The organism is Dechloromonas agitata is5, assembly GCF_000519045.1.
GTDB lineage: Bacteria > Pseudomonadota > Gammaproteobacteria > Burkholderiales > Rhodocyclaceae > Azonexus > Azonexus agitatus.
Map to the genome: position 1 here is coordinate 1,117,971 of NZ_KI912532.1, position 23,198 is coordinate 1,141,168.

14 protein-coding genes and 1 pseudogene are annotated in these 23,198 nt (G+C 63.6%); 4 read left to right on the top strand and 11 right to left on the bottom strand.

Annotated elements, in window-relative coordinates; genetic code table 11:
- Positions 1–4: 4 nt before the first annotated feature.
- Positions 5–619: a cytochrome c biogenesis heme-transporting ATPase CcmA gene (gene ccmA, locus K420_RS0105585; protein WP_027457202.1), complete on the bottom strand. Its 615-nt coding sequence runs from the start codon at positions 617–619 to the stop codon at positions 5–7.
- 130 nt (positions 620–749) lie between these two features.
- Positions 750–1,763: pseudogene (locus tag K420_RS18225) on the bottom strand (cytochrome-c peroxidase).
- 155 nt (positions 1,764–1,918) lie between these two features.
- On the opposite strand from K420_RS18225, the gene K420_RS0105595 reads away from it, so the two are divergent.
- Positions 1,919–2,824, top strand: a complete 906-nt coding sequence (locus tag K420_RS0105595) for a hydrogen peroxide-inducible genes activator (protein ID WP_027457203.1) — start codon at positions 1,919–1,921, stop codon at positions 2,822–2,824.
- Here K420_RS0105595 and K420_RS20045 read toward each other — a convergent pair.
- Entirely contained in the window at positions 2,806–7,812 is a 5,007-nt protein-coding gene (locus K420_RS20045) for an EAL domain-containing protein (RefSeq protein WP_157275023.1), read from the bottom strand. The genes K420_RS0105595 and K420_RS20045 overlap by 19 nt on opposite strands.
- 390 nt (positions 7,813–8,202) lie before the next feature.
- Here K420_RS20045 and K420_RS0105610 point away from each other — a divergent pair, with 390 nt between their 5' ends.
- Genes K420_RS0105610 through hypB form a run of 3 tightly spaced genes read left to right on the top strand, consistent with a single transcriptional unit; the run spans position 8,203 to position 10,533 of the window.
- Positions 8,203–9,114 carry a hypothetical protein gene (locus K420_RS0105610; RefSeq protein WP_027457205.1) on the top strand — a complete coding sequence of 304 codons (912 nt, stop codon included), beginning with the start codon at positions 8,203–8,205 and terminating at the stop codon, positions 9,112–9,114.
- Entirely contained in the window at positions 9,107–9,448 is a 342-nt protein-coding gene (hypA, locus tag K420_RS0105615) for a hydrogenase maturation nickel metallochaperone HypA (RefSeq protein ID WP_027457206.1), read from the top strand. The genes K420_RS0105610 and hypA overlap by 8 nt, the downstream gene beginning before the upstream one ends.
- Positions 9,449–9,459: 11 nt before the next feature.
- Complete coding sequence (gene hypB / locus K420_RS0105620; protein WP_027457207.1) at positions 9,460–10,533, top strand: hydrogenase nickel incorporation protein HypB; 1,074 nt, start codon at positions 9,460–9,462, stop codon at positions 10,531–10,533.
- A gap of 98 nt (positions 10,534–10,631) precedes the next feature.
- On the opposite strand, the gene K420_RS0105625 is transcribed toward hypB, so the two are convergent.
- From K420_RS0105625 to K420_RS0105660, 8 genes are all read right to left on the bottom strand, one after another.
- Positions 10,632–11,297, bottom strand: a complete 666-nt coding sequence (locus K420_RS0105625) for a response regulator (RefSeq protein ID WP_027457208.1) — start codon at positions 11,295–11,297, stop codon at positions 10,632–10,634.
- Between the two features lie 28 nt (positions 11,298–11,325).
- Positions 11,326–13,272, bottom strand: a complete 1,947-nt coding sequence (locus tag K420_RS0105630; RefSeq protein WP_084019571.1) for a histidine kinase — start codon at positions 13,270–13,272, stop codon at positions 11,326–11,328.
- 86 nt (positions 13,273–13,358) lie between these two features.
- Positions 13,359–14,048 carry a respiratory nitrate reductase subunit gamma gene (gene narI / locus K420_RS0105635; RefSeq protein ID WP_027457210.1) on the bottom strand — a complete coding sequence of 230 codons (690 nt, stop codon included), beginning with the start codon at positions 14,046–14,048 and terminating at the stop codon, positions 13,359–13,361.
- 13 nt (positions 14,049–14,061) lie between these two features.
- Positions 14,062–14,616 carry a nitrate reductase molybdenum cofactor assembly chaperone gene (gene narJ / locus K420_RS0105640; RefSeq protein ID WP_027457211.1) on the bottom strand — a complete coding sequence of 185 codons (555 nt, stop codon included), beginning with the start codon at positions 14,614–14,616 and terminating at the stop codon, positions 14,062–14,064.
- Between the two features lie 10 nt (positions 14,617–14,626).
- Positions 14,627–16,180 (bottom strand): nitrate reductase subunit beta, encoded by a 1,554-nt coding sequence (narH, locus tag K420_RS0105645; protein WP_027457212.1) that lies wholly within the window; start codon positions 16,178–16,180, stop codon positions 14,627–14,629.
- 33 nt (positions 16,181–16,213) lie between these two features.
- Positions 16,214–19,966, bottom strand: coding sequence for a nitrate reductase subunit alpha (locus tag K420_RS0105650; protein ID WP_027457213.1), 3,753 nt, complete (start codon positions 19,964–19,966; stop codon positions 16,214–16,216).
- Positions 19,967–20,031: 65 nt separating this feature from the next.
- The gene (locus K420_RS0105655; RefSeq protein WP_027457214.1) at positions 20,032–21,684 is read right to left on the bottom strand and encodes an MFS transporter; all 1,653 of its coding nucleotides are present in this window, start codon (positions 21,682–21,684) and stop codon (positions 20,032–20,034) included.
- Positions 21,685–21,706: 22 nt separating this feature from the next.
- On the bottom strand, positions 21,707–22,972 hold the full coding sequence (locus tag K420_RS0105660) for an MFS transporter (RefSeq protein ID WP_027457215.1): 1,266 nt from the start codon (positions 22,970–22,972) through the stop codon (positions 21,707–21,709).
- Positions 22,973–23,198 lie beyond the last annotated feature (226 nt).

The window sequence follows — 23,198 nt, forward strand, 5'->3', positions numbered from 1 at the left end:
GTCCTCAGCTCAGCTTCAGTTCGCGCACCGTGCCGGCCGGGATGGCGACCAGCTGGTGGGTGGTCATCACGGCCAGTCCGCCGCGCTGCAGGTGGCCCGAGATGATGCCGGCCAGCCAGTCGACGGCGGCAACGTCGAGGGCGACGAAGGGTTCGTCGAGCACCCAGAGCGGGCGCCGTTCCTTGACCAGGCGGGCCAGCGCAACACGGCGCTTCTGGCCTTGCGACAGGTATTTGCAGGCGAGATCCTCGCGGCCGGCTAGGCCAACCTGCTCCAGTGCATCAAGCGCGTCGTCTTCCGACAAGGCTTCGTCGGCCAGGTGGGCCGAGGCGAGCAGGTTTTCGAGCGGGGTCAGCTCTTCCTTGATAGCGTTCAGGTGGCCGAGGTAGCACAGGTCGGCGCGGAAGTCCTCGCTGTTGCGGCGGATCGACTGGCCCTTCCAGCGGATTTCGCCGGCCTCCGGCGGCAAGAGGCCGATGATCATGCGTAGCAGGCTGGTCTTGCCGGCACCGTTGCGACCCTGCAGGTAAAGCAGTTCCCCTGCTTCCAGCTTGAAGCCGAGGCCTGCGAACAGGCGGCGCTCGCCGCGCACGCATTCCAGATTGTCAGCTTCGAGCATCAGGGGAAAAACCGAAATAAATCAGTCGAGAATTATGGACGCGCAAGTGTACCGGCAGATTGATGATCATCAAACAAAAAGAGACCGGTAAAAACGGGGGCCGCAGCCCCCGTCGATGGCAGCCTGGCGCCTACTTCTTCTCGAACGGCGTCGGGCGCGGCGTGGCGTCGGACGACGGCGGCAGGATCGGCAGCTTGAAGCTCGGCTGGTCGCCGGTCAGGGTTTTCAGGAAGGCGACGATCTTGGCGTTTTCGTCATCAGTGAATTTCTTGCCCAACTGCAGGCGGCCCATGATGTCCACGGCTTCCTTCAGGGTGTTGGCGGCGCCGTCATGGAAATACGGATAGGTCATTTCGACGTTGCGCAGGGTCGGCACCTTGAAATTGAAGCGGTCGGCATCCTTGCCGGTCACGGCGGAGCGGCCCTCGGCCGGGCTGGAAGCCTGGTACGGCTCGACCAGGCCCATCTTCTGGAACGAGTTGCCGCCGACGGCCGGGCCATTGTGGCAGGCCACGCAGCCACTGTCCTTGAAGAGTTGGTAACCTTCCCGTTCGGTCTTGCTCAGCGCTTTCCTGTCGCCTTTCAGCCACTTGTCGAAGCGGGAATTCGGGGTGACCAGGGTTTCCTCGAAAGCGGCGATAGCCTTGGTGACCTTCTCGATATCGACCTTGTCGGAACCGAAGGCCTTCTTGAACTCGGCGACGTAGCCGGGGATGGATTGCAGCACATCGACAGCCAGAGTGTGCGAGAAGGCCATTTCACCCGGGTTGGCGATCGGGCCGCCTGCCTGCTCCTTGAGGTCGGCGGCACGCCCGTCCCAGAACTGGGCGAGGTTCAGGCTGGAATTCAGCACGGTCGGGGCGTTGATCGGACCTTGCTGTCATTTGTCACCGATCGAGGTCGGGATGTTGTCGGTGCCGCCCATCGACAGGTTGTGGCAGGAGTTGCAGGAGATGAAGCCGGACTTGGAGAGGCGCGGGTCAAAGTAGAGCTTCTTGCCCAGTTCGACCAGGGCCGGGTTGGTGACCTTGGCCGGCTGGATCGGCCGGATCGGTTCCTGGCTGGCGGCGTGGATGGCCTGAGCGGCCAGGCTGCCCGTGAGTACGACGAGTGCCGCGGAAATAATGCTGCGTTTCATAATCATTCTCCCTTGATAGAACAAATGGTCTGCCCATTTTCGTGGCCAAGATCGTTGTATTATTGATATAAATCAATGATTTTTATGGGTTTTCATAATAAAGGCTATAGGTTTTCCCTATAAGCCACGGGGGCATTGGCCTCGTTTGCAGGAGAGTAGAAGTGACCTTGACGGAATTGCGCTACATCGTGGCCCTCGCCCAGGAGGGTAATTTCAGCCGGGCAGCCGAATCCTGTTCGGTCAGCCAGCCGACGCTCAGCGTCGCCATCGCCCGCTTGGAGGATGAACTCGGCGTGCAGTTGTTCGAGCGCGGCAAGGGTTTCGTCTCGCCCAGCGCGGTCGGCGCGCGGGTGGTTGAGCAGGCCCAGCAGGCCTTGCGCGAGGCAGAAAAAGTCCGTCAGGTGGCCATGCAGGGGCGGGACCAGCTGGATGGCCCACTCCGCCTGGGCGTCATCCACACCATCGGCCCCTACCTGCTGCCGCAACTGATTCACGCACTGAAGCGGGTTGCCCCCCACATGCCGCTGGCCATCGAGGAAAACATGACAGCCAACCTGGCCGACATGCTGCACGGCAACGAGGTGGACGTCGTGATCATCGCGCTACCCTTCGACGTGCCGGGCGTGCTGACCCGGGCGCTCTACGACGAGTCCTTCAAGGTGGTCGTTCCACGCGGCCACCCCTGGGAAAAGAAGGCGTACATCGCACCGGAGGAGGTGGCCGGTGACGAGGTGCTGCTGCTCAAGGCCGGCAACTGCTTCCGTGATCAGGTGCTGGGCGCCTGCCCCGAAGTGAGCAGCCCGGATACCGATGTGCGGCTTGGGCATTCGATTGGCACCATCCGGTGCATGGTGGCTTCCGGCTTGGGGGTTTCGGTGCTGCCGGACAGCGCCCTGCAGCACCCCTACAGCAACGACATGATCAGCGTCATCCCGTTCAGTGAACCGGCGCCGGCCCGGCGCGTGGCGCTCGCCTGGCGGACCGGCTTTGTCCGGCCCAAGGCCATCGATGCCCTGCTGACGGCCGTGCGCCAGCTCGATTCGCCGGCCTATCGCCTGATTCGCTGAGCGCCAATCAGGGTTTCGGTCTGGATGGTCTGGATCGCTGCGGCCAGTTGTTCGCTGGTTTGTCGCAATTCCTCGCGCAGCGTCGCAACGCTGGCCTGGTCGTCGGCCTGGTGCTGGGCGACCAGGCGGCGGCCGATGTCGTGCACCCGGGCATGCAGGCCGTGAATCTCGTGGCTGGCCGGGATGCCGACATAACGCCGGCTATCGGCGCCGTCCAGCCAGTGCGAGAAACGGCAGGCATGCGGGTCGAGGGGCGGCGGCTCGGTGCTCCCGCTGGCGTCGTCCAGGCTGGCGTGCAAGGCGCGCATCCAGCGTTTGTGGTCGACTTCGGCGATCAACATCGGCAGGTCGTCGCGCGACCAGTTGAAGGCGGTGGCCAGATTCCAGAGTTCGTCGGGCTGGAAGTTGGCGATCCAGTCGGGCAGGGCCTCCGGCGGCATGGGACGGGCGATGCCATAGCCCTGTGCCATGTCGCAGCCGAGCAGCAGGAGGACCAGGCCGTGTTCGACCGTTTCGACGCCTTCAGCGATGACGGCGCGGCGGAAGGCCTGGGTCAGGCCGATGACGCCTTCGACGATGGCCAGGTCGTCCGGGTTGTCGAGCATGTCGCGAACGAAGGACTGGTCGATTTTGAGCAGGTCGGCCGGCAGGCGGCGGAAATAAGTGAGTGACGAGTAACCCGTGCCGAAGTCATCGAGCGCGAAGCTGACGCCCAGGTTGCGGCATTCGGCGAACAGCGCGGCGGTCGTGCCGACATCTTCCAGCGCCGCGGTTTCAAGCACCTCGAGTTCGATCTGGCGGGGTGAAACAGCCGGGTAGTGCGCCAGCAACTCGCCGAGCCGCTGGGAGAAGCCGGGGTGCTGCAGGTGGTTGCCGGCGATGTTGATGCTCACCGCCAGTTTCAGGCCGTGGTCGCGTTGCCAGGCATCGATCTGGCGCAATGCTTCGTTGATCACCCACTCGCCGAGTTCGATCGCAGCTTCCGAATCCTCGACCGCCGGCAGGAAATCGCGCGGCGGCAGCAGGCCGCGTTCCGGATGCTGCCAGCGGATCAGCGCCTCGGCGCCGATCACCACGCCCTTGCGCATATCCACCTTGGGTTGGTAGTGGAGGTGGAATTCGCCCTTGGCCAGGCCGGCGCGGATACGGCCCAACTCGTCGCGCCGGGCCCGGGCGCGGCGGTCGTTTTCCGGGTCGAACAGGTGGTAGCGGTTGCGGCCGGCCTGCTTGGCGGCGTACATCGCCTGGTCGGCATGGCGCAGCAGGGTGTCGGAGTCGGCGCTGTCGTTCGGGTAGAGGGTGACACCGATACTGGCCGAAACGTTGACCTGGCGCTGCGAAACCCGGAAGGGCTGGGCGATGGCGTTGACGACGCGGGCCATCGCGTGGTCGCATTCGCCGAGATTCCCCAGGTTGCCGATGAGCAGCACGAATTCGTCACCGCCCAGGCGAGCCACCGTGTCGCCGCCCCGGACGCTGGTCTTCAGGCGCTGGGCGACGTCGACCAGCAGATAGTCGCCGACGGCGTGGCCAAACTCGTCATTGATCGGCTTGAAATTGTCGAGGTCGAGGTAGCAGACCGCCAGCATCTTGCCGCTGCGCTCGGCTTGCGCCTTGGCCTGTTGCAGGCGGTCGCCGAGCAGCATGCGGTTGGGCAACTGGGTCAGGGCATCGAAATGGGCCAGGTGTTCGAGACGTTGCTGGTGCTGCTTGATCAGCGTGATGTCGGTGAAGATGGCGACGTAATGCGTAATGGCACCCCGTCGGTTACGCACGGTCGAGATGGTCAGTTGTTCGACGAAGATTTCGCCGGTTTTCTTGCGGTTCCAGACTTCGCCGCGCCAGAAACCGTCTGCGGCAATCTTCGCCCACATCTCGTGATAGAAGGCCGGCTCGTGGTGACCGGACTTGAGCAGGTCGGGGGTCTTGCCGAGGGCTTCGTCGCGCGTGTAGCCGGTGAGTTCGGTGAAGGTGCTGTTCACTTCGACGATGTGCCCGGCCGGGTCGGTGATCATGATCCCTTCGTGGGCGTTGTCGAAAACGCTGGCCGCCAGGCGTTGCCGCTCCTCGGCGATCAGCCGCTCGCTGATGTCCTGGGCGATGGCGATCAGTGCCGGCTTGCCGTCCCAATAGCCACTGGCGATCCGGGTTTCGACCTGAATTTCCGTGCCGTCGGCGCGCAGCATGGGCAGCGGGCAGCTGACGCTGCGTCCGGCAATGACATCGGCCAGGCTGCGCTCGGCGATATCGCGCAGGTTCTCGGGATGGATGGCGAGAATCGGCTGGCAGCGCAGCGCAGCGGTGCCGTAGCCCAGTGTCTCGGCGACGGCACGGTTGTAGTGCAGGATGTGGTTATCGAGATCGAGGACGAAGATGAAGTCGGCCAGCGTATCGAAAATGCCGCTCAGGTTCTGCTGCAGGCGGCGGGTTTCTTCCTGGTGCTCAAGGCGTTGCAGGGTTTGGCCGAAATAGCTGCCCAGCGCTTCCAGCGCCTGCCGGGTCGACGGTGCGACCTGCGAACTCTGGCGGCCGGCGAGGAGCAGGCAGAGTTCGGTCCGGGAGCCGAGGCGGACTGGCAACTGCATCAGGCAGCGCAAACCCTCGGCGCGCAGGGTGGCGGCGTCGAGCGGTGTGCTTTCTTCCGACGCTTCCTCGCTGGTCGCCGGCATGCACACCGGTTGGCCCTGGTTGGCCAGTTGGGCGAAGGCGGTGTCGGCCGGGAAGAGACGGGCCTGGTCGATGAATTCAGGCGACAGTCCCCGCTCGGTGAACAGGCCGTAGCTGTCGTCGGCCAGGCGCCGGTAGATGCCGCCGGCGTCCAGTTCGGGAAAGCGCAGCGTGGCCTTGAGCAGGGCGGCAAGGAGCGCCTCCCGGTCAGCATCTGTGGCCAGGCATTGCGCTAGGTCGTGCTCGATTTCCAGCCGCAGGGCGACATTCCGGCGCTCGGCGATATTGACCGCGGAGGCGATCAGCACCGGCTGGCCGAAATAGTCGGCGTCGTGCAGCCGGACTTCGACCGGGAAGACCTGTTCTCTGGCATCGCGAACCAGGGCTTCAAGGGTTTGCGGCGTGCCGGCGAGGGCCAAGCCGATGTGCCGGTCGACTGTTTCCGGCTCGCACCGGCCGGGGAGCAGGAACAGGTCGTGGCTCCGGCCGATCAACTGGTCGCGCGGCAAGCCGAACAGCTGCTCGGCGCTGGTGTTGGCGAACAGGAAGCGATGATCGGCTCCGAGGATGAAGAGGGCTTCCCCGACACTGTCGAAAATACCGCGGAAGGTGCTCAGGCTGCTGTTCAATTCCTGGGCATTGCGCTGGTGTTCGACGACCAGCGCGGTGAGCTGGGCGCCCTGGGTGACGAGGTCGAGATAATCCTCATGCGGCCGGGCCGGCGTCCGGTAGTAGGCGGTGAAGGTGCCGAGCAGCTGGCCGCGTGCGCCGAGCACTGGTTCCGACCAGCAGGCCGAGAAATCGCCTTGGTGGGCCAGTTCACGATAATCGACCCAGTTCGGGTGTTCGAAGACATTGCCGACGATGATGCGCTGGCGCAGGGCGGCGGCTGCGCCGGAGGAGGCAACACCGGGGGCGATGAGCATGCCGTCCACCGCCTTGCTGAAGCCCGGCGGCAGGCTGGGTGCAGCACCCGGATGCAGATGCCGGCCACTGTCGTCGGCGAGCAGGATGGCGCAGCGCCAGCCAGGCATCTCGGCCTCGAAAGAGCGGGCGATCAGGTCCAGCACCTCGGCCAGCGGCTGGCCGCCAATCAGCGCTGCGAGGGCGGTGTTGCGCAGGCGCATGGCGTCGGTGGCACGCTGGCGATGCGAGATGTCCTGGGAGAAACCCACCATGCCGAGCAGTTCGCCGTCCTCGTCGACGACTGGCGCCTTGTAGGTTTCGTGCCAGACGGCATGTTCGTCTACAACGATGGGTTCGGTGATCACCCTGTTGCGGCGGCTATCCATCACCATCCGGTCATCGGTGCGATAGCGGTCGGCCAGTTCGGCGGGCCAGATGTCGAGATCGGATTTGCCGATCAGGGTGTCGACGGCCAGGCCGGCGACGTCGGCCATGGCCTTGTTGGCTGTCAGGAAGCGCGACTCGGTGTCCTTCAGCCAGACCGGGAAAGGGAAATTGTCGAGCAGGGCGCGTTGGTAGCGGGCCTGGCGGGCGGCTTCGCCCTGCAGCTGGTCGCGCGAATCGGCGATGGATTTCCGTTCGTTGATCATCCGGTCGAGCAGATCGAGCTTGAGCGGGCTCATCAGGGCGTGTTCGGAGAGCAGGCCGACCAGTTGCCCGGCGGTATCGACCACCGGCAGGTGGCGGATGCCATGCGTCAACATCAGCCGGGCGGCTTCGGCCAGCGGACGGTCGTTGACGATGGTGATGGCCGGGCGGCTCATGACCCGGGCCAGTGGCGGGTTCTGCTCACCGTTCAGGAAAAAGCGGACGACATCGTGTTCGGTGACGACACCGAGCGCTTGGCTGCCATCGACCACGACAGCGCAACTGCCGCGCACAGCGGCCATCGCATTCACCGCCGCGTCGAGTCCGGCGTCCCCCGGCAGCCGAGGGAAGGTTTGCTCCATCAGCGTGTCGACCGCGTTCAGGTGCATGAAAAAATCGGGGCCGAGGTGCTTGCGGAAGTCGGATTCGTTGACGATGCCGAGCGGCTGGCCGTCCGGGGCGACGACCACGATGCGCCGGATGCCAAGCCTCGCCGCCTCGCGATAGGCTTGGCGGAAGTCGGTGTCGGCCGAGACGGCATGCACCGGGCTGGACATCGCATCGCCGGCGCGCTGCTCGGGGGAGCCGCGGCGCTGCACGAGGCGCAGGATGTCGCGTTCGGTGATGATGCCCACGGCCCGGTCGGCATCGACGACGATGACCGACGAGACGCTGGTCGCCAGCATGTGCGCGGCCACCTCCCGGAGTCGGGTGGCGGGTGTAACACGGTCGCTGCGGCTTGTGATCAGCTCGACTATTTTGGGCACAGACCCCTCCTGTGCCTTGATTCTAGAATGAATTTTGCTGGCAAATGCTGATGGCCATCAAATGTATACGCCGGCCTCTTGGGGCGGGGTGGAATCGATCCTTGCAGCCTGGCAGCTGACTTTCCGGAAATTCATACTCTGTCGCTCGCCATCCCCTTCGTCACGGGCTGCCAGAGGCTTGATCCGTAAGGTTTGTCGGCGCCTGCCGGTACTGTGGCACATGCCTTGCACCAGCGGGGCGGCATACAGAAAAATGACTCCGATCACCTCATCGACACCGCCTTGCCCGCCGGGGCATCGCAGCGCAACAAGCATGTCTCGACAGCGGCGGCCGACAAGCCTAAGCTTCGCGCCCATGCAAACCCCAGCCTTACTTGCGATGGTGGCGGCATGACCACGGCAGGCCAATTGCGCGTCAGCGCCCGTTTTGCCGACTGTCAGATCGACGACCTGACGGTCGACCTGCAGCGGCCGTCTGTGGCGCGCCTCTTCATCGGCCAGTTGCCGGACGTCGTCATCAAGACTGTGCCCTACCTGTTTACCCTGTGTTCGCATGCCCAGCGGGCGGCGGCGCAGGCGGCGGTCAATGCGGCGCTCGGCGAAACGCCGCGCCCGCCGGAGCAGGAAGCCCTGTGGCTTGAGGTGTTGCATGAGAACCTGTGGCGCCTGCTGCTCGACTGGCCGGTTGCGGTCGGCTTGCCCCCGGCGCGCGAGGCTTTCATCGCCTGGCGGGCGCTTCGGCAGGATGCGGGCTGTGTCGCGCAGACCCGTGACCTGATCGAACAGACCCTGCGTCCCCTGGTCGCGGCATGCCGTGAGCGCCTGGCGGCGGCGACCGGCGATATGGCTGCGATCACGCCGGCCCCTGACTCCCGCCTCGATGCCGAAGCCTGGCTGGCCTACTGGCGGGGGGAGGTTGCCGAACCACCGCCCTTGCCCGTGCCGGCCTCCGTCCTGGCTGCCTATCTCGCCCGTCAGGCCGAGGTCGAGGCTGCCGTGACGGCGTTGGCCGATGGGCTGCCCTTCCCGATCGCGCGGGCCGGCAGTGCCGGCTGGGGTGTCGGCCAGACGCTGACAGCGCGCGGCCGCCTGACCCATGCCGTGCATGTCGTCGAGGGCCGGGTGGCGCGCTACCGGGTCCAGGCGCCGACCGACGGGTTCTTCGCCGACGCGACGGCGCTCGCCGCGCTGCTTGCCAATCGCCGATTCGTTGGCCTGGATCAAGCCCGTCAGGCACTCGAACAGGCGATACTGGCGCTTGATCCCTGTCTGCCCTACACGCTGGAAGTTCACGATGCATGAAATGTCGCTCGCCGAGGGCGTGCTGCAAATCGTCGAAGAGACGGCCCGGCGCGAAAACGCCCGGCGCATCAAGCTGGTCGTGCTGGAAATCGGCCGTCTGTCCTCGGTGCAACCGGATGCGCTGCGCTTTTGCTTCGATGCCGTGACCCGGGGCAGCATGGCCGACGGGACGACGCTGGATATCGTCGATGTGCCGGGCAGCGGCTGGTGCCTGCAATGCATGGCGACGGTACCGATGCAGGAGCTCTACGGCGCCTGCCCGACCTGCGGCAGTCACCAGGTGCAGCCGACCGGCGGTACGGAGATGCGGGTCAAGGAAATCGAAATCGAATAAAGGAGACGAGGATGTGTACGGTTTGCGGCTGCGGGGCAGGTGAAGTGAAGATCGAAGGCGGGGCGCACGAGCACACCCACGTCCATGAAGACGGTACGGTGCATACGCACAGCCACGGTCATGAGCACGAGCATGCGCACAGCCATGATGCCGCCGGGCTGACCGGTGCCCATGCCCATCCGCACACGCACGCCGATGGCACGACGCATGTCCATGAGCACGTGCATCAGGGGGAGCATGACCACGATCACGGCCATGAACACAGCCACGATCATCACCACCACGAGCATGCCGTCGGCGGCGACCTCGACTACGGCACCGGTCCGGCCCGCGCCCATGTGCCGGGCATGAGCCAGGCGCGCATGGTGCAGATCGAGCAGGACATCCTGTCCAAGAACAACACCTACGCCGCCGCCAACCGAGTCTGGTTCGACGAGCGCGGCATCTTCGCGCTGAACCTGGTGTCCAGCCCCGGTTCCGGCAAGACGACCCTGCTCTGCAAGACCATCGAGCTGCTCAAGAACAAGGTGGCGATCAATGTCGTCGAAGGCGACCAGCAGACCGCCAACGACGCCGAGCGCATCCGCGCCACCGGCGTGCCGGCGCTGCAGATCAACACCGGCAAGGGCTGTCACCTCGACGGTCACATGGTCGGCCACGCCATGCAACGCCTGCAGCCGAAGGATGGGTCGCTGTTCCTGATCGAGAACGTCGGCAACCTCGTCTGCCCGGCCGCTTTCGATCTCGGCGAGCATCACAAGGTGGCGATCCTGTCGGTGACCGAAGGCGAGGACAAGCCGCTCAAGTACCCGGACATGTTCGCCGCGGCCGATGTCATGCTGCTCAACAAGGTCGACCTGCTACCCTATCTGAGCTTCGACGCCGACCTGGCCGAAGCCAACGCCCGCCGCGTCAATCCGCACCTGGCCATTTTCCGCGTTTCGGCGACCAGCGGCGATGGCCTCTCTGCCTGGCTGGACTGGATCGAAGCCGGGCTGGAGGCGCAACGAGCCAGGCACGGCGAGAGCATCGATGCGCTGAAGGCGCGGATTGCCGAACTGGAGCGACAACTGGCGGCCAGGTAAGGGCGGCCAGCCACCAACGATACCCGGATGAATGCTGGTCGCTTGCCCCGTGCGATGCGGTTTCTGCCGCCTCGCTCAGGGCAACTCAGGCCGTCGATTCAAGGCTTGTCCGCGTAGCCGTGTTCCACCGCGTAGAGTGCGGCCTGCACCCGGCTGCGCAGGCAGGTTTTCTTGAAGATGTTCTGGATGTGAATCTTCACGGTACTTTCCGCCACGCCCAGTGCGGCGGCGAGTTCCCGGTTGGTCTGGCCGCGTGCCAGGCCGCGCAGGACCTCCTTTTCGCGGGGCGACATTTCTTCGCGTTGCGCCTCGATCACGACCTCATCCGGTTGTTGTGCCTGAAGATGTCGAACTAATCGAGAAGTCATTTTCGGCGAAATGATCGATTCGCCGCGATGGATCTTCAGCAAGGCATCGACCAGCGTGTCCGCCGCGATGTTTTTCAGGATATACCCGGCGGCGCCTTCCCTCAGGCACTCAATCAGATCGTTCGCATCTTCCGAGACGGTCAGCATCACGACTTTCGCCTCAGGCGCGGACTCCCCGATCAGCCTGAGCGCTTCGCGACCGGAAATGCCGGGCATGTGGATGTCCATCAGGACGATGTCCGGCTTCAGCGATTCGGTTCGCTTGACGCCTTCCAGGCCATCTGCCACCTCGCCCAGCACGATAAATTGATCGCTTTGCTCAAGCAGGACCCTGACGCCACTGCTGAACAGCAGATGATCGTCGACAATCAATACCCTGATCTTTTCCATGGCCATTCTGTTTTCCATCAAGATTCCTGCCTGGTCACACTTCCAGTATGACCGTTGTACCTTGCCCGGGACGGGATTCTATGCCGCATCGTGCACCGACCCGTGAGGCGCGTTCCTTCATGATCTTCAGCCCGACGTGCCCCCCTTTTTCGATGACGTCCTCCGGGTCGAAACCGACGCCGTTATCGCTGACAGTGATGATTGTCTTGTCGGCATTGCGTTCGACGCGGATGTCGACCTGGGTCGCTTGCGCATGCTTGCGGATGTTGGACAGGGATTCCTGAACAATGTGCAGTACCTGCAGCTGTTTGTCAGGCTCAAGTGGTGCGCGTTTACCGGCGGACAGGAAGCTGACCGGAATTTCCGTCTGCAATTCAAAGCGGTCGACGGCGGTCCGGATCGCCGCATCGAGATCGTGCCCCGCCCCGGCTTGCGTCCGGAAGTGCAGCAGCAGCTCGCGGACATCTTCATAACTCTCCTTGACCCCCTGGCGAATCTGATCGAGCGCCTTTTGTGCCTGTTCCGGGCGGCCGTTATCCATGGCACCCTGCAACAGCTTGACCTGAATATTCAGGAAGGACAGCGCTTGCGCAATCGAGTCGTGGAGTTCCTGGGCCAGCAAGTTGCGTTCTTCGGCAATCGCGTGTTCCCTGTCCCTTGAGCGCAGGCGCTGAAATTCGACCGCCACGCCCAAATGCCGCCCCAGGGTTTCGAGCATCGATTGTTCTGACGGCGAGAACACTCGTTCAGATTTGAAGAACAGGTTGAAAATGCCGATCACAAAGGCATCGTGATTGATCATGAAGGCGCTGACGGTACGAAAACCCATGTTGGAGCATAGCTTGGGGGACGTATCGGCATCGCTGGTCGGATCGACGATGACTGGCAGGCCTTTCTCTGCCGCGTCACCGCAAATGCATTCACCACAGCGGATGGCCATTTCACGGGAAAGGAAATCGACCGGCAGTCCGGTGTGCGCCACCATGTACATGTCGCCGTTGGTTTCACTGGTCAGCCGGACCGAGCCCGCATCGGCGCCGATGGCTTGGGTCACATGACTGATGAAACTGGCGCACAAGGTATCGAGATCGTTGGCCTCATTGATGATGGCTGTGACACCGTACATCAAGGCCAGTTGCGCGTTGCGCTCCTCGAGGGAGGAGGTTTTGGAGGCGACCAGGTTTTCCAGGTTGCCATAGAACTGCTGGAGGTGGGCCGCCATCAGGTTGAAGCCGGCCGCGACAGCCCCGAATTCATCGCGCGTCCTGACCGGCAGCCGGGCCCCGAAGTCGCTCTGGGTCATGTGCTGGATCCCGGTGTGAATCTGGTCCAGGGGCCGGATCACGTGGATGAAAAAGAAGCGAATCAGGATCAGGGTGCCGAGCAAGGCGAGTGCCAGCAGGGTGATCTGGATGACGCGCAACAGGTTGGTGCTGTACGTGTAGTTATGCTCCATGCGCGTGACCAGATTGTTGATCTGGCCCACGAACCCGCCGACCCATTGGCGATAGGCATCCGCGAACTGGCTGGCGTCGGCATTGCCATAAGCGCGAAGATACTGCGTGATCAGTTGTCGGCCGTGCAGTTTCCACTCCCTGTGGAGTGTCTGTATCTCGGCCAGCGTTTCCGCATCATGCGGCGCAGCCAACGGTCGGGCCGGGTCGCCACATTCGAGGTCCTTCAAAATTTCGTCGAATCTGTCCAGTTCCGACTGGAGTTCGGCGTACGTCGCCCGGTCCTGGCCGTTGTCGCCACCGGTCATCAGATAGCCGATCAGATAGGCGCGCATGCGCTGGCTTCCGGCATCGTTGATGGCCGCCGCGCTGCCCTCGAGGTGCCATGACACGTAGAGCGTCGTGCTGATGGCGGCGACGGCGACAAAGAAGAACAGGATCAGCAGCCCGGTGATCTTGCTGGCGAGTCTTTCAGGGCTTTCCAGGGAGGATTCACGGTCGGTATCAATGATGGCGTTTTTCATCATGATTGTTTATCCCATGAACCTGTTAAAAAAGCCATCCAGCCCCGGTACCGGGGGCAGGATGGCGATGCGGCCTGTGTCCAGCCAGATCAGCTGGTCCGCTTGGCACGGACGATCTGGTAGGAGCGGGCGACGTAATTCAGGGGGGCCGTCAGCACATGGACCAACCGGGTGAACGGGAAGACCAGGAAAACGGTCAGACCGAAGAACATGTGGAGCTTGAAAATCGGATCGACGCCATCCAGCAGTTCGGGCTGCGGGTTCAGCGTCAGGATGCTCTGCACCCAGGCCGACAGGGCCAGCATCACCGTCGCGTCGCCGTGGTTGGCGTGGCCGACTGAGACCGGCAGCGTCGACAGGCCGAGCACCAGCGTCACCATCAGCCAGGACAGGATGAAGATGTCGGAGGCGCGGCTGCTTGCCCGGACGCGCGTGTTGAACATGCGGCGCAGCCACAGGATGCCGCCGCCGATCAGGCACATCACGCCGAACACCGAGCCGGCCATGATGGCCAGCCATTGGTGCTGCATGTCGGTCACGCCGAGCGCCAGCCACAGGCCGTGCGGCAGGACGAGGCCGGCGAAATGGCCGCCGAAGATGGAGAGGATGCCGATGTGGAAGAAGTTGCTGGCGAGCAGCATGCCCTTGTTGGAAAGCAACTGCGAGGAGTCGGTTTTCCAAGTGTATTGCTCGCTGTCGTAGCGGATCCAGCTGCCGATGACGAACACGGTCAGGGCGATGTACGGGTAGACCGCGAAGATGAGTTTTTGCAGGTTCATGATCGTTCTCTCGTTAGGCTGCCAGTTTCACCAGGGAGCCATGGTTGTCGACGATGCGGATGAGCTGGGCGTAGTGGCTGCCCGACTTCTCCAGATTTGCAGCAATGACCTTGAGCACCTTCCCGGCGTCGCCGAGGAAGACCTTGGATTCGTCCTCGCCCAGTTCGGAAACGAACTCCAGGAGCAGCGGCAGGTAGTCCGGCAGTTCCTTCTCGTCGTGACTGTAGCCGTAGGTCTTGAGGTGCTCGGTGAGGTCGATCAGGGCTGGGCCGCGGGTCTTCTCCTCGCCGAAGATGTGATGGGTTAGGTGCAGGCTGTGCTCGGCCGTCAGGTCGAAGGTCTGCACGTAACGGGCTTGCAGCTCGGTCGCCTCCTGGGCCAGCAGGTCTTCCAGGAAGAGGGCGATGGCGAGCCGCTCCTCCTGGCTGAAAACCTGCTGCCGGTCGAGATCGAACACCAGGTCCCGGGCCCCGCCCGGGCCGGCCTCGGCGACGGCCTGGCGCAGTTCCGCCAGAAGCGCGTCGGAGGGGTAGTCCAGGAGGACCGAGAGCAGTTTGAACAGGCGCATGGCGGTCTCCTTACTTGCCACGGGGGGCGGCAGCGGGGGCCGGTTCGCGCGGCTCCATGGATTCCTTGCGGCGATCCGGGAACAGCGAGAGGGTGGACATGCCGCTGGAGGTATCGTTGCCGAAGCTGAAACCGTTCTGGCCCTGGAAGGCGTGGTAGTCGTCGATCTGGATCTCCTGGTGGGAGGTCGGGATGACGAAGCGATCCTCGTAGTTGGCGATGGCCAGGTAGCGGTACATGCTCTTGGCGGTTTCCTCGCTGATGCCGGCGTTGACCAGGGCGCGGGTATCCGGGGTGCCTTCGACGTGGATGGAGCGCATGTAGGAGCGCATGGCGATCAGGCGGTTCAGCGCCGACACGATGTACTCCTCCTTGCCCGCCGTCAGCAGGTTGGCCAGGTACTTCACCGGCAGGCGCATGGCCTCGGCCTTCGGAATGCAGCCGTCGGATTCCGTCGGCAGCTTCTTCTGGTCGATCTGGGACTGGACCGGCGAGAGCGGCGGCACGTACCAGATCATCGGCAGGGTGCGGAATTCCGGATGCAGCGGGAAGGCGATCTTCCATTCGACGGCCATCTTGTAGATGGGCGACTTCTGGGCGGCGTCGATCCACGACTGGGGAATGCCATCGGCCAGGGCCTGGGCGATGATCTTCGGATCATGGGGGTCGACGAAGAGGTCGAGGTGGGCCTTGTAGATGTCCTGCTCGTTGTCGGTGCTGGCGGCGTCGAGGATCCGGTCGGCATCGTAGAGGATGATGCCGTTGTAGCGGATACGGCCGACGCAGGACTCGGAACAGACCGTGGGCAGGCCGGATTCGACACGCGGGTAGCAGCCGATGCACTTCTCAGCCTTGGAGGATTCCCAGTTGAAGAAGACCTTCTTGTACGGGCAGCCGGAGATGCACATCCGCCAGCCGCGGCAACGGTCCTGGTCGGCGAGGACGATACCGTCCTCTTCCCGCTTGTAGAGCGCGCCGGAGGGGCAGGAAGCGACACAGGCCGGGTTGATGCAGTGGTTGCAGATGCGGGGCAGGTAGAGGTGGAAGGTGTTCTCGAACTGCTTGTACATCTCCTTCTCCATGTTGGAGAAGTTGGCGTCCTTCGAACGCTTCTCGAACTCGCCGGCCAGGTCGTCTTCCCAGTTCGGGCCCCAGGTGATCTTTTCCATCTTCTCGCCGGTGATCTGGGAGACGGGGCGGGCGGTGGGCGCGGCTTCCGACAGCGGCGCGTTCTGCAGGCGGGCGTAGTCGTAGGTGAAGGGCTCGTAGTAATCGTCGATCTGCGGCATGTTGGGGTTGGCGAAGATCTGCACGATCTTCTTCAACTTGCCGCCGGCCTTCAGTTCCAGCTTGCCGTTGACCTTGGTCCAGCCACCCAGCCACTTCTCCTGGTTTTCCCAGTTCTTCGGGTAACCGATGCCGGGCTTGGACTCGACGTTGTTGAACCAGGCGTACTCGACGCCCTTGCGGTTGGTCCAGACGTTCTTGCAGGTGACCGAGCAGGTGTGGCAGCCGATGCACTTGTCGAGGTTGAAGACCATCGCGAATTGCGCGCGAATTTTCATTTCGTTTCTCCTAAATTGCGTGTCGGTTCGCGATTACTTCTTGCCAATGCCGGCCGGGTTGCGCTGTGCTTCGCGCTCCGGCGTCAGCGGACGTTCCAGCCAGTCGATATCCTTGTCCTCGACCTTGTGCAGGACGACCTGCTCGTCGCGGTTGCAACCGACGGTGCCGTAGTAGTTGAAGCTGTAGGCCAATTGGGCGTAGCCGCCGACCATGTTGGTGGGCTTCACGACAACGCGGGTCACCGAGTTGAGGATGCCGCCGCGCTTGCCGGACGACGGGCTGCCCGGGACGTTCACGTTCTTTTCCTGGGCGTGGTACATGAGGGCCATGCCGCGGGGAACGCGCTGGGAGACCACGGCGCGGGCCATGGTGGCGCCGTTGCCGTTGATGGCCTCCACCCAGTCGTTGTCGGCGATGCCGATGGACTGGGCGTCATCCTCGGAGATCCAGACGTACGGGCCGCCGCGGAACAGGGTCAGCATCCGCAGGTTGTCCTGGTAGCTGGAGTGGATGCCCCACTTGGAGTGCGGCGTGATCCACGACAGGGTCAGGTGCGGCTTGCGGCGCACGCTGTCCGGCACCTGTTCGTGGGCCTTGAGGTCCACCGGCGCCTTGAAGACGCAGAAGCCTTCGCCGAAGTCGAGGAACCACTCGTGATCCTGGTAGAAGTGGGCACGGCCAGTCAGCGTCCGGAAGGGGATGTGCTCATGGACGTTGGTGTAACCGGCGGTGTAGGAGACATGCTCGGACTCGATGCCGGACCAGGTGGGCGCGGTGATGATCTTGCGTGGCTGGGCGACGATGTCGCGGAAGGTGATCTTGTCCTCGTGACGGCCGGCATAGAGGTGGTGGTGGTCGATGCCGGTTTTCTTGGACAGCGCGGTCCACGACTTGTGGGCCACCTCGCCATTGGTTTCCGGCGCCATGCGCATGACCGAGTCGCAGACGTAGATGTCTTCCTCGAGGGACGGCATGCCCTTGGACACGCCTTCTTCCTTGACGGTGCCGTTGAGCGAGGCCAGTTCCTGGTATTCCTGCTCGGTGTTCCAGTCGATGCCCTTGACGTTGTTGCCGACCTTGGTCATCAAGGGGCCCAGCGCGATGTACTTGTTGTAGATCTGGGTGAAGTCGCGCTCGACAACCTTGATGGCGGCCATCGTCTTGCCCGGGATCGGCTCGCACTCGCCGCGCTTCCAGTTCTGGACCTGGCCGAAGGGCTGGGCGAGTTCCATGGCGGAGTCGTGCTGCATCGGCAGGGATACCAGATCCTTCTTGGTGCCCAGGTGCTTGGCAGCGAGGCCGGAGAAGGTCTTGGCCAGGGTGCGGAAGATCTGCCAGTCGGACTTGGACTCCCAGCCCGGGGTGACCGCTTCGCCCAGCGGGTGGATGAAGGGGTGCATGTCGGTGGTGTTGAGGTCGTTCTTCTCGTACCACGTGGCGGTCGGCAGGATGATGTCGGAGTAGGCGCCGGTGGAGTTGAGGCGGAAGTTGATGTCCACCATCAGGTCCAGCTTGCCGGTCGGGCCTTCTTCCAGGTACTTGACCTGGCTACAGGCGGCGCCGGCGGTGCCTTCCTGCATCACGCCGTTCTGGGCGCCGAGCAGGTGCTTGAGGAAGTACTCGTGCCCCTTCGCGGAGGTGCCGATCAGGTTGGAGCGCCAGACGAACAGGTTGCGCGGCCAGTTGATCGGGTTGTCCGGATCAGCGATGGCCACATCCAGCTTGCCTTCCTTCAACTGCTGGGCGACGTACTTGCCGACGGCCGCTTCATCGGTGGCGCCGGCCTTCTCGGCTTCAGCCAGCAGTTCGATCGGGTTGCGGTTGAAGTTGGGCGCACTCGGCAGCCAGCCCATGCGGGCGGCATCGACGTTGTAGTCGGCCAGGGTGTAGCCCTTGTACTTGTTCTTGCCGGCGGGCGACAGCAGGGCGTCGGCGTCCACCGTCTCGTAGCGCCACTGGTCGGTGTGGAAGTACCAGTAGGAGGTGGAGTTCATGTGGCGGGGCGGACGCGACCAGTCGAGGCCGAAGGCGATGGGCGCCCAGCCGGCCTGCGGGCGCAGCTTTTCCTGGCCGACGTAGTGACCCCAGCCGCCGCCACTCTGGCCGACGCAGCCGCACATGTGCAGCAGGTTCATGACCGAACGGTAGGTCATGTCGTTGTGGTACCAGTGGTTGATCGCGGCGCCCATGATGACCATGGACTTGCCCTTGGTCTTGGCGGCGTTGTCGGCGAATTCACGGCCGGTACGCTCGATGTCGGCGGCCTTGACGCCGGTGACCTTGGCGGCCCAGGCCGGGGTGTAGGCGACATCGGCGTCGTTATAGGACTTGGCGACATTGGCGCCGCCGAGGCCGCGGTCGATACCGTACTGGGCGATCTGCAGGTCGAAGACGGAGGCGACCAAGGCTTCCTCGCCGCTGGCCAGCTTCAGCTTGCGGACCGGCACGTTGCGGAAGAGGAGGTCGGGTTCGCCTTCGTTGTAGTGCGGGAAACCAACGGAGACCACGTCGTCCTTGCTGCCGATGCAGGACAGTTCGGCTTCGATCTCGGCGCCGGAGCCGGCCTTCTCGAGCAGGTTCCACTTGCCGTCCTCGCCCCAGCGGAAGCCGATGGAGCCGTTGGGGGCGACGAAGGACTGGCTCTTCTTGTCGAAGACGACGGTCTTCCATTCCGGGTTGTTCGACTCGCCGAGGTTGCCGTCGAAGTCGGAGGCGCGCAGGTTGCGGTCGGTGACGTAGCCGTCGCCATGCTTGCGCAGCATGACCTGCATCGGGAAGTCGGTGTACTTGCGGGCGTATTCCTGGAAGTACGGATCCTGCTTGTCGATGTAGAACTCTTTCAGCGCGACGTGGCCCATGGCCAGGAAGGCGGCGGTGTCGGTACCCTGGCGGACCGGCATCCAGAGGTCGGCGAACTTGACGTACTCGGCGTAGTCCGGGGCCATGGATACGATCTTGGCGCCCTTGTAGCGCACTTCGGTGGCGAAGTGGGCATCCGGGGTGCGGGTCATCGGCAGGTTGGCGCCGGTGATGATCAGGTAGGTCGAGTTGTACCAGTCGGCGGCTTCCGGCACGTCGGTCTGCTCGCCCCAGGTCTGCGGCGAGGCGGCCGGCAGGTCGCAGTACCAGTCGTAGAAGGAGCCGCAGGCACCGCCGATGAGGGACAGGTAGCGGGCGCCGGAGGCGTAGGAGATCTGCGACATGGCCGGGATTGGCGAGAAGCCGTAGATGCGGTCCGGGCCCCACTTCTTGATGGTGTAGATGTTGGCGGCGGCCATGATCTCGTTGACCTCGTCCCAGGTCGTGCGGACGAAGCCGCCCAGGCCGCGCACGCGAACGTACTTGTCGCGCTTGGCGTTATCGGCCTGAATGGCTTCCCAGGCTTCGACCGGGTCCTTGCCGGACTGGCGTTCGGCGCGGTAGAGATCGAGCAGGCGGCCGCGGATCATCGGATGCTTGATGCGGTGCGGCGAGTAGAGATACCAGGAGAACGAGGCGCCGCGCTGGCAGCCGCGCGGCTCGTGGTTGGGCAGATCGTCGCGGGTGCGCGGGTAGTCGGTCTGCTGCATTTCGAAGGCAACCAGGCCGTTCTTGACGAAAATCTTCCAGGAGCAGCCGCCGGTACAGTTGACGCCGTGCGTCGAGCGCACCACCTTGTCGTGGCGCCAGCGGTTGCGGTAGGCGTCCTCCCACTTGCGATCTTCATTGGTCACGATGCCATGACCATCGGCGAAGGTGCTTTGCACCTTGCTGAGGAATTTCAGGCGGTCAAGAAAATGACTCATTGTTTGCTCCTAGTGATGCGGTAGCGCGTGATTACCGCGTTGGTTATTTCCGAGGTTGGCCTTGATTAAGGGTTTTGGATGTAGGCGTTCTTGCGCAGGTAGAACCACCAGTTCACCCCCACGCAGACGGCGTAGAAGACGGCAAAGCCGTACATGGCGTATTCCGGTGTGCCAGCCTTGATCTGTCCGCCGATGACGACCGGCGCGATGAAGGAACCATAGGCGGCCACCGCCGAGGTCCAGCCGAGAACCGGGCCGCGCTGGTTCTGATCGAACACGTAGCCGACGGTACGGAAGGTCGAACCGTTGCCCAGGCCGGAGGCGGCGAAGAGCAGCACGAACATGCCCATGAACAGGAAGAAGTACTGTTCCGGCGTGGCAGAGTGATAGGCGAGGAACATCACGTAGCCGGTCACCGCGGAAGCGACCACGAGCACGATGGAAATCCACTGGGTCACGATGGAGCCGCCGACCTTGTCGGAAATCCAGCCGCCGATCGGACGGATCAGGGCGCCGACGAAGGGGCCGATCCAGGCATACATGAGGGCCGACGGGGCATTGGGGTTCTTGGTATGGACCCAGGCGTTGGTCGCCGGGTCGAGCACATGGGTGTTGCCGAAGATGACGGTGATCGACAGCGGCAGGGCCATCGAGAAGCCGATGAAGGAGCCGAAGGTCACCACGTACAGCGCGGTCATCGACCACGTGTGCTTGTTGCTGAAGATGGAAAACTGCTTGTTGAGGTTTTCCTTCATTTCGCCGGTGGCGACGGCCTTCATGGCGAACAGGGTGCCGAAGCAGACCAGCGGCAGGACGACCCACATGCCGTTGCCGGACAGCAGGCCGCTGCCGGTGGGCGCCGGCAGGTAGAGGTAGAGGCCGATGGCCGAGATGACCAGTGCCAGGCCGTAGAACAGGATGATGCGGCCGAGTGCGGCGGCGGTGGAGCCGATGCCCGGGGAAACGGCGCTGATGTTGTTCATGCCGAACCAGCCGATGACCGCCAGCGGCACCAGCAGGAAGAGCCAGACGAAACCGGCGTTCTGGACGTATGACAGCGTGCCGGCCGGGATCTTGCCGATCAGCGTCGCGGAGTCCTTGACCAGCGGCATCGGATCACCCCCCAGGCCGCCCAGGATGGCGATGGTCATGACGGCCGGGATGAGGAGCTGCGAGGTGGTGACGCCGAAGTTGCCCAGACCGGCGTTGAGGCCGAGTGCCGTGCCTTGCTGGCTCTTGGGGAAGAAGGTGCTGATGTTGGACATCGAGCAGGCGAAGTTGCCGCCCCCCATGCCGGAGAGCAGGGCCATCAGCTGAAAGACCCACAGCGGGGTGCTCTTGTCCTGCAGGGCGATGCCGGTTCCCAGCGCCGGCAGCATCAGCAGGGCGGTGGTCAGCCAGACCGTGTTGCGTCCGCCGCACATGCGGATGAAGAACGAGGCGGGAATGCGGGTGGTGGCGCCGGAAAGGCCGGCGATGGCGGCAATCGAGAACAGTTCGTCCGGCTTGAACGGGAAGCCGGCGTTGGCCATCTGCACGGTAATGATGCCCCACATCAGCCAGACGGCGAAGCCGCACAGCAGGCTGGGAATGGAAATCCACAGGTTGCGGTTGGCGATGCGCTTGCCGGTGGATTCCCAGAACGCTTTGTCCTCCGGGCGCCAGTCGACCAAGTCGACGCTGCTCGTCACCTGTGGCGCGGTGTTGTTCGAACTCATTGCAATTCCTAAGTGGTGAAAATCATTCGAGGTTGTCGGCGGCGACCAGCTCGTGCTTGCCGCGCATCACGTCGGCATCGCGTACCTCGGTCCAGTACATCCAGATCAGGGAGACCCAGACCACGCCGTACATCAACATGAAGCAGGAGGAGCGGATGCCGGTCAGGTCGACCAGGGCGCCGAACATGATGGGCAGCAGGAAGCCGCCGAGGCCGCCGGCCAGGCCGACGATGCCGGAGATGACACCGATGTTGCTGGGGTAATCGTCGGAGATGTACTTGAAGACCGAGGCCTTGCCGACCGCCATGGCGACGCCGACGGTGAACATCAGCGCGGTGAAGACGTATTCATTGAGGTAGATGTGATAGGTCTGCGGGCCGGTGACCGTCTTGACCGTGAATTCGGTCTGCGGGTAGGAAAGGATGAACAGGCAGACCCAGCAGACCCAGAGCACCGACCAGGTCACCTTGTGGGCGCCGTACTTGTCGGAGAACCAGCCGCCCAGGGCGCGCAGCACGCCGCCGGGCAGGGAGAAGCAGGCGGCCAGGAAGGCGGCGCTCTTCAGGTCGAAGCCGTATTCCTGCACGTAGTACTTGGTCATCCACAGGGCCAGGGCGACATAGCCGCCGAAGACGATGGAGTAGTACTGGCAGATCTTCCAGACGTTCGGGTCCTTCAGGGCCTTCAACTGGTGGCCGACCGTGACGTGCGATTCGACCCGGTGCGACGGGTCGCTGTAGGTGAAGAAGAAGAAGGCCAGGGCGGTGACCAGCATCAGCACCGAGAAAATGGTCGGCACCATGGTCCAGCCCCAGGCGACGACGATCGATGGGGCGATCAGCTTGGTCAGCGCAGCGCCGGCGTTGCCGGCACCGAAGACCCCCATCGCAAAACCCTGGTTCTTCTTGTCGAACCAGCGGGCGCAGTAGGCGATGCCGACCGAGAAGGCACCGCCGGCAATGCCGACGAACAGGCCGGCGACCAGCAGCTGCCAGTATTCGGTTGCCTGGCCGATCAGGTAGATCGGGATGACCGTGATCAGCATGATCGTGAAAAAGACAGGGCGGCCGCCGAACTTGTCCGTCATCATGCCCAGCGGCAGACGAACCAGCGATCCGGTCAGCACCGGCATGGCTGCCAGGATGCCGAACTGGGTTTCATTGAGGCCCAGCTGCTCCTTGATCGGAATACCGATCACCGCAAATATCATCCAGACCATGAAACAAACGGTGAATGCGACCGTGCTCATGATCAGCACGGAAATCTGCTTGGATTTCTGGCTTGCCACGTTTCCCTCCCCTCGGTCAGGCTTTTATTTCAACCGGCGGACGATACGTGACGCCCGCAGGGGGGAACATTCGCTCTTGGTAGATGCGTAGGAAACCAGAGGTACGAGGCAGGCCAGGCCGCGCCTAGTTCAATCAGCCCGGCGGGGTGGGTGGGCGAGCCTAAAGGTGTAGTCCGAGCAGCCGGCGTTGGCCAGTCGCCTGGCCGCGTAATGCGCGAAAGAGCGG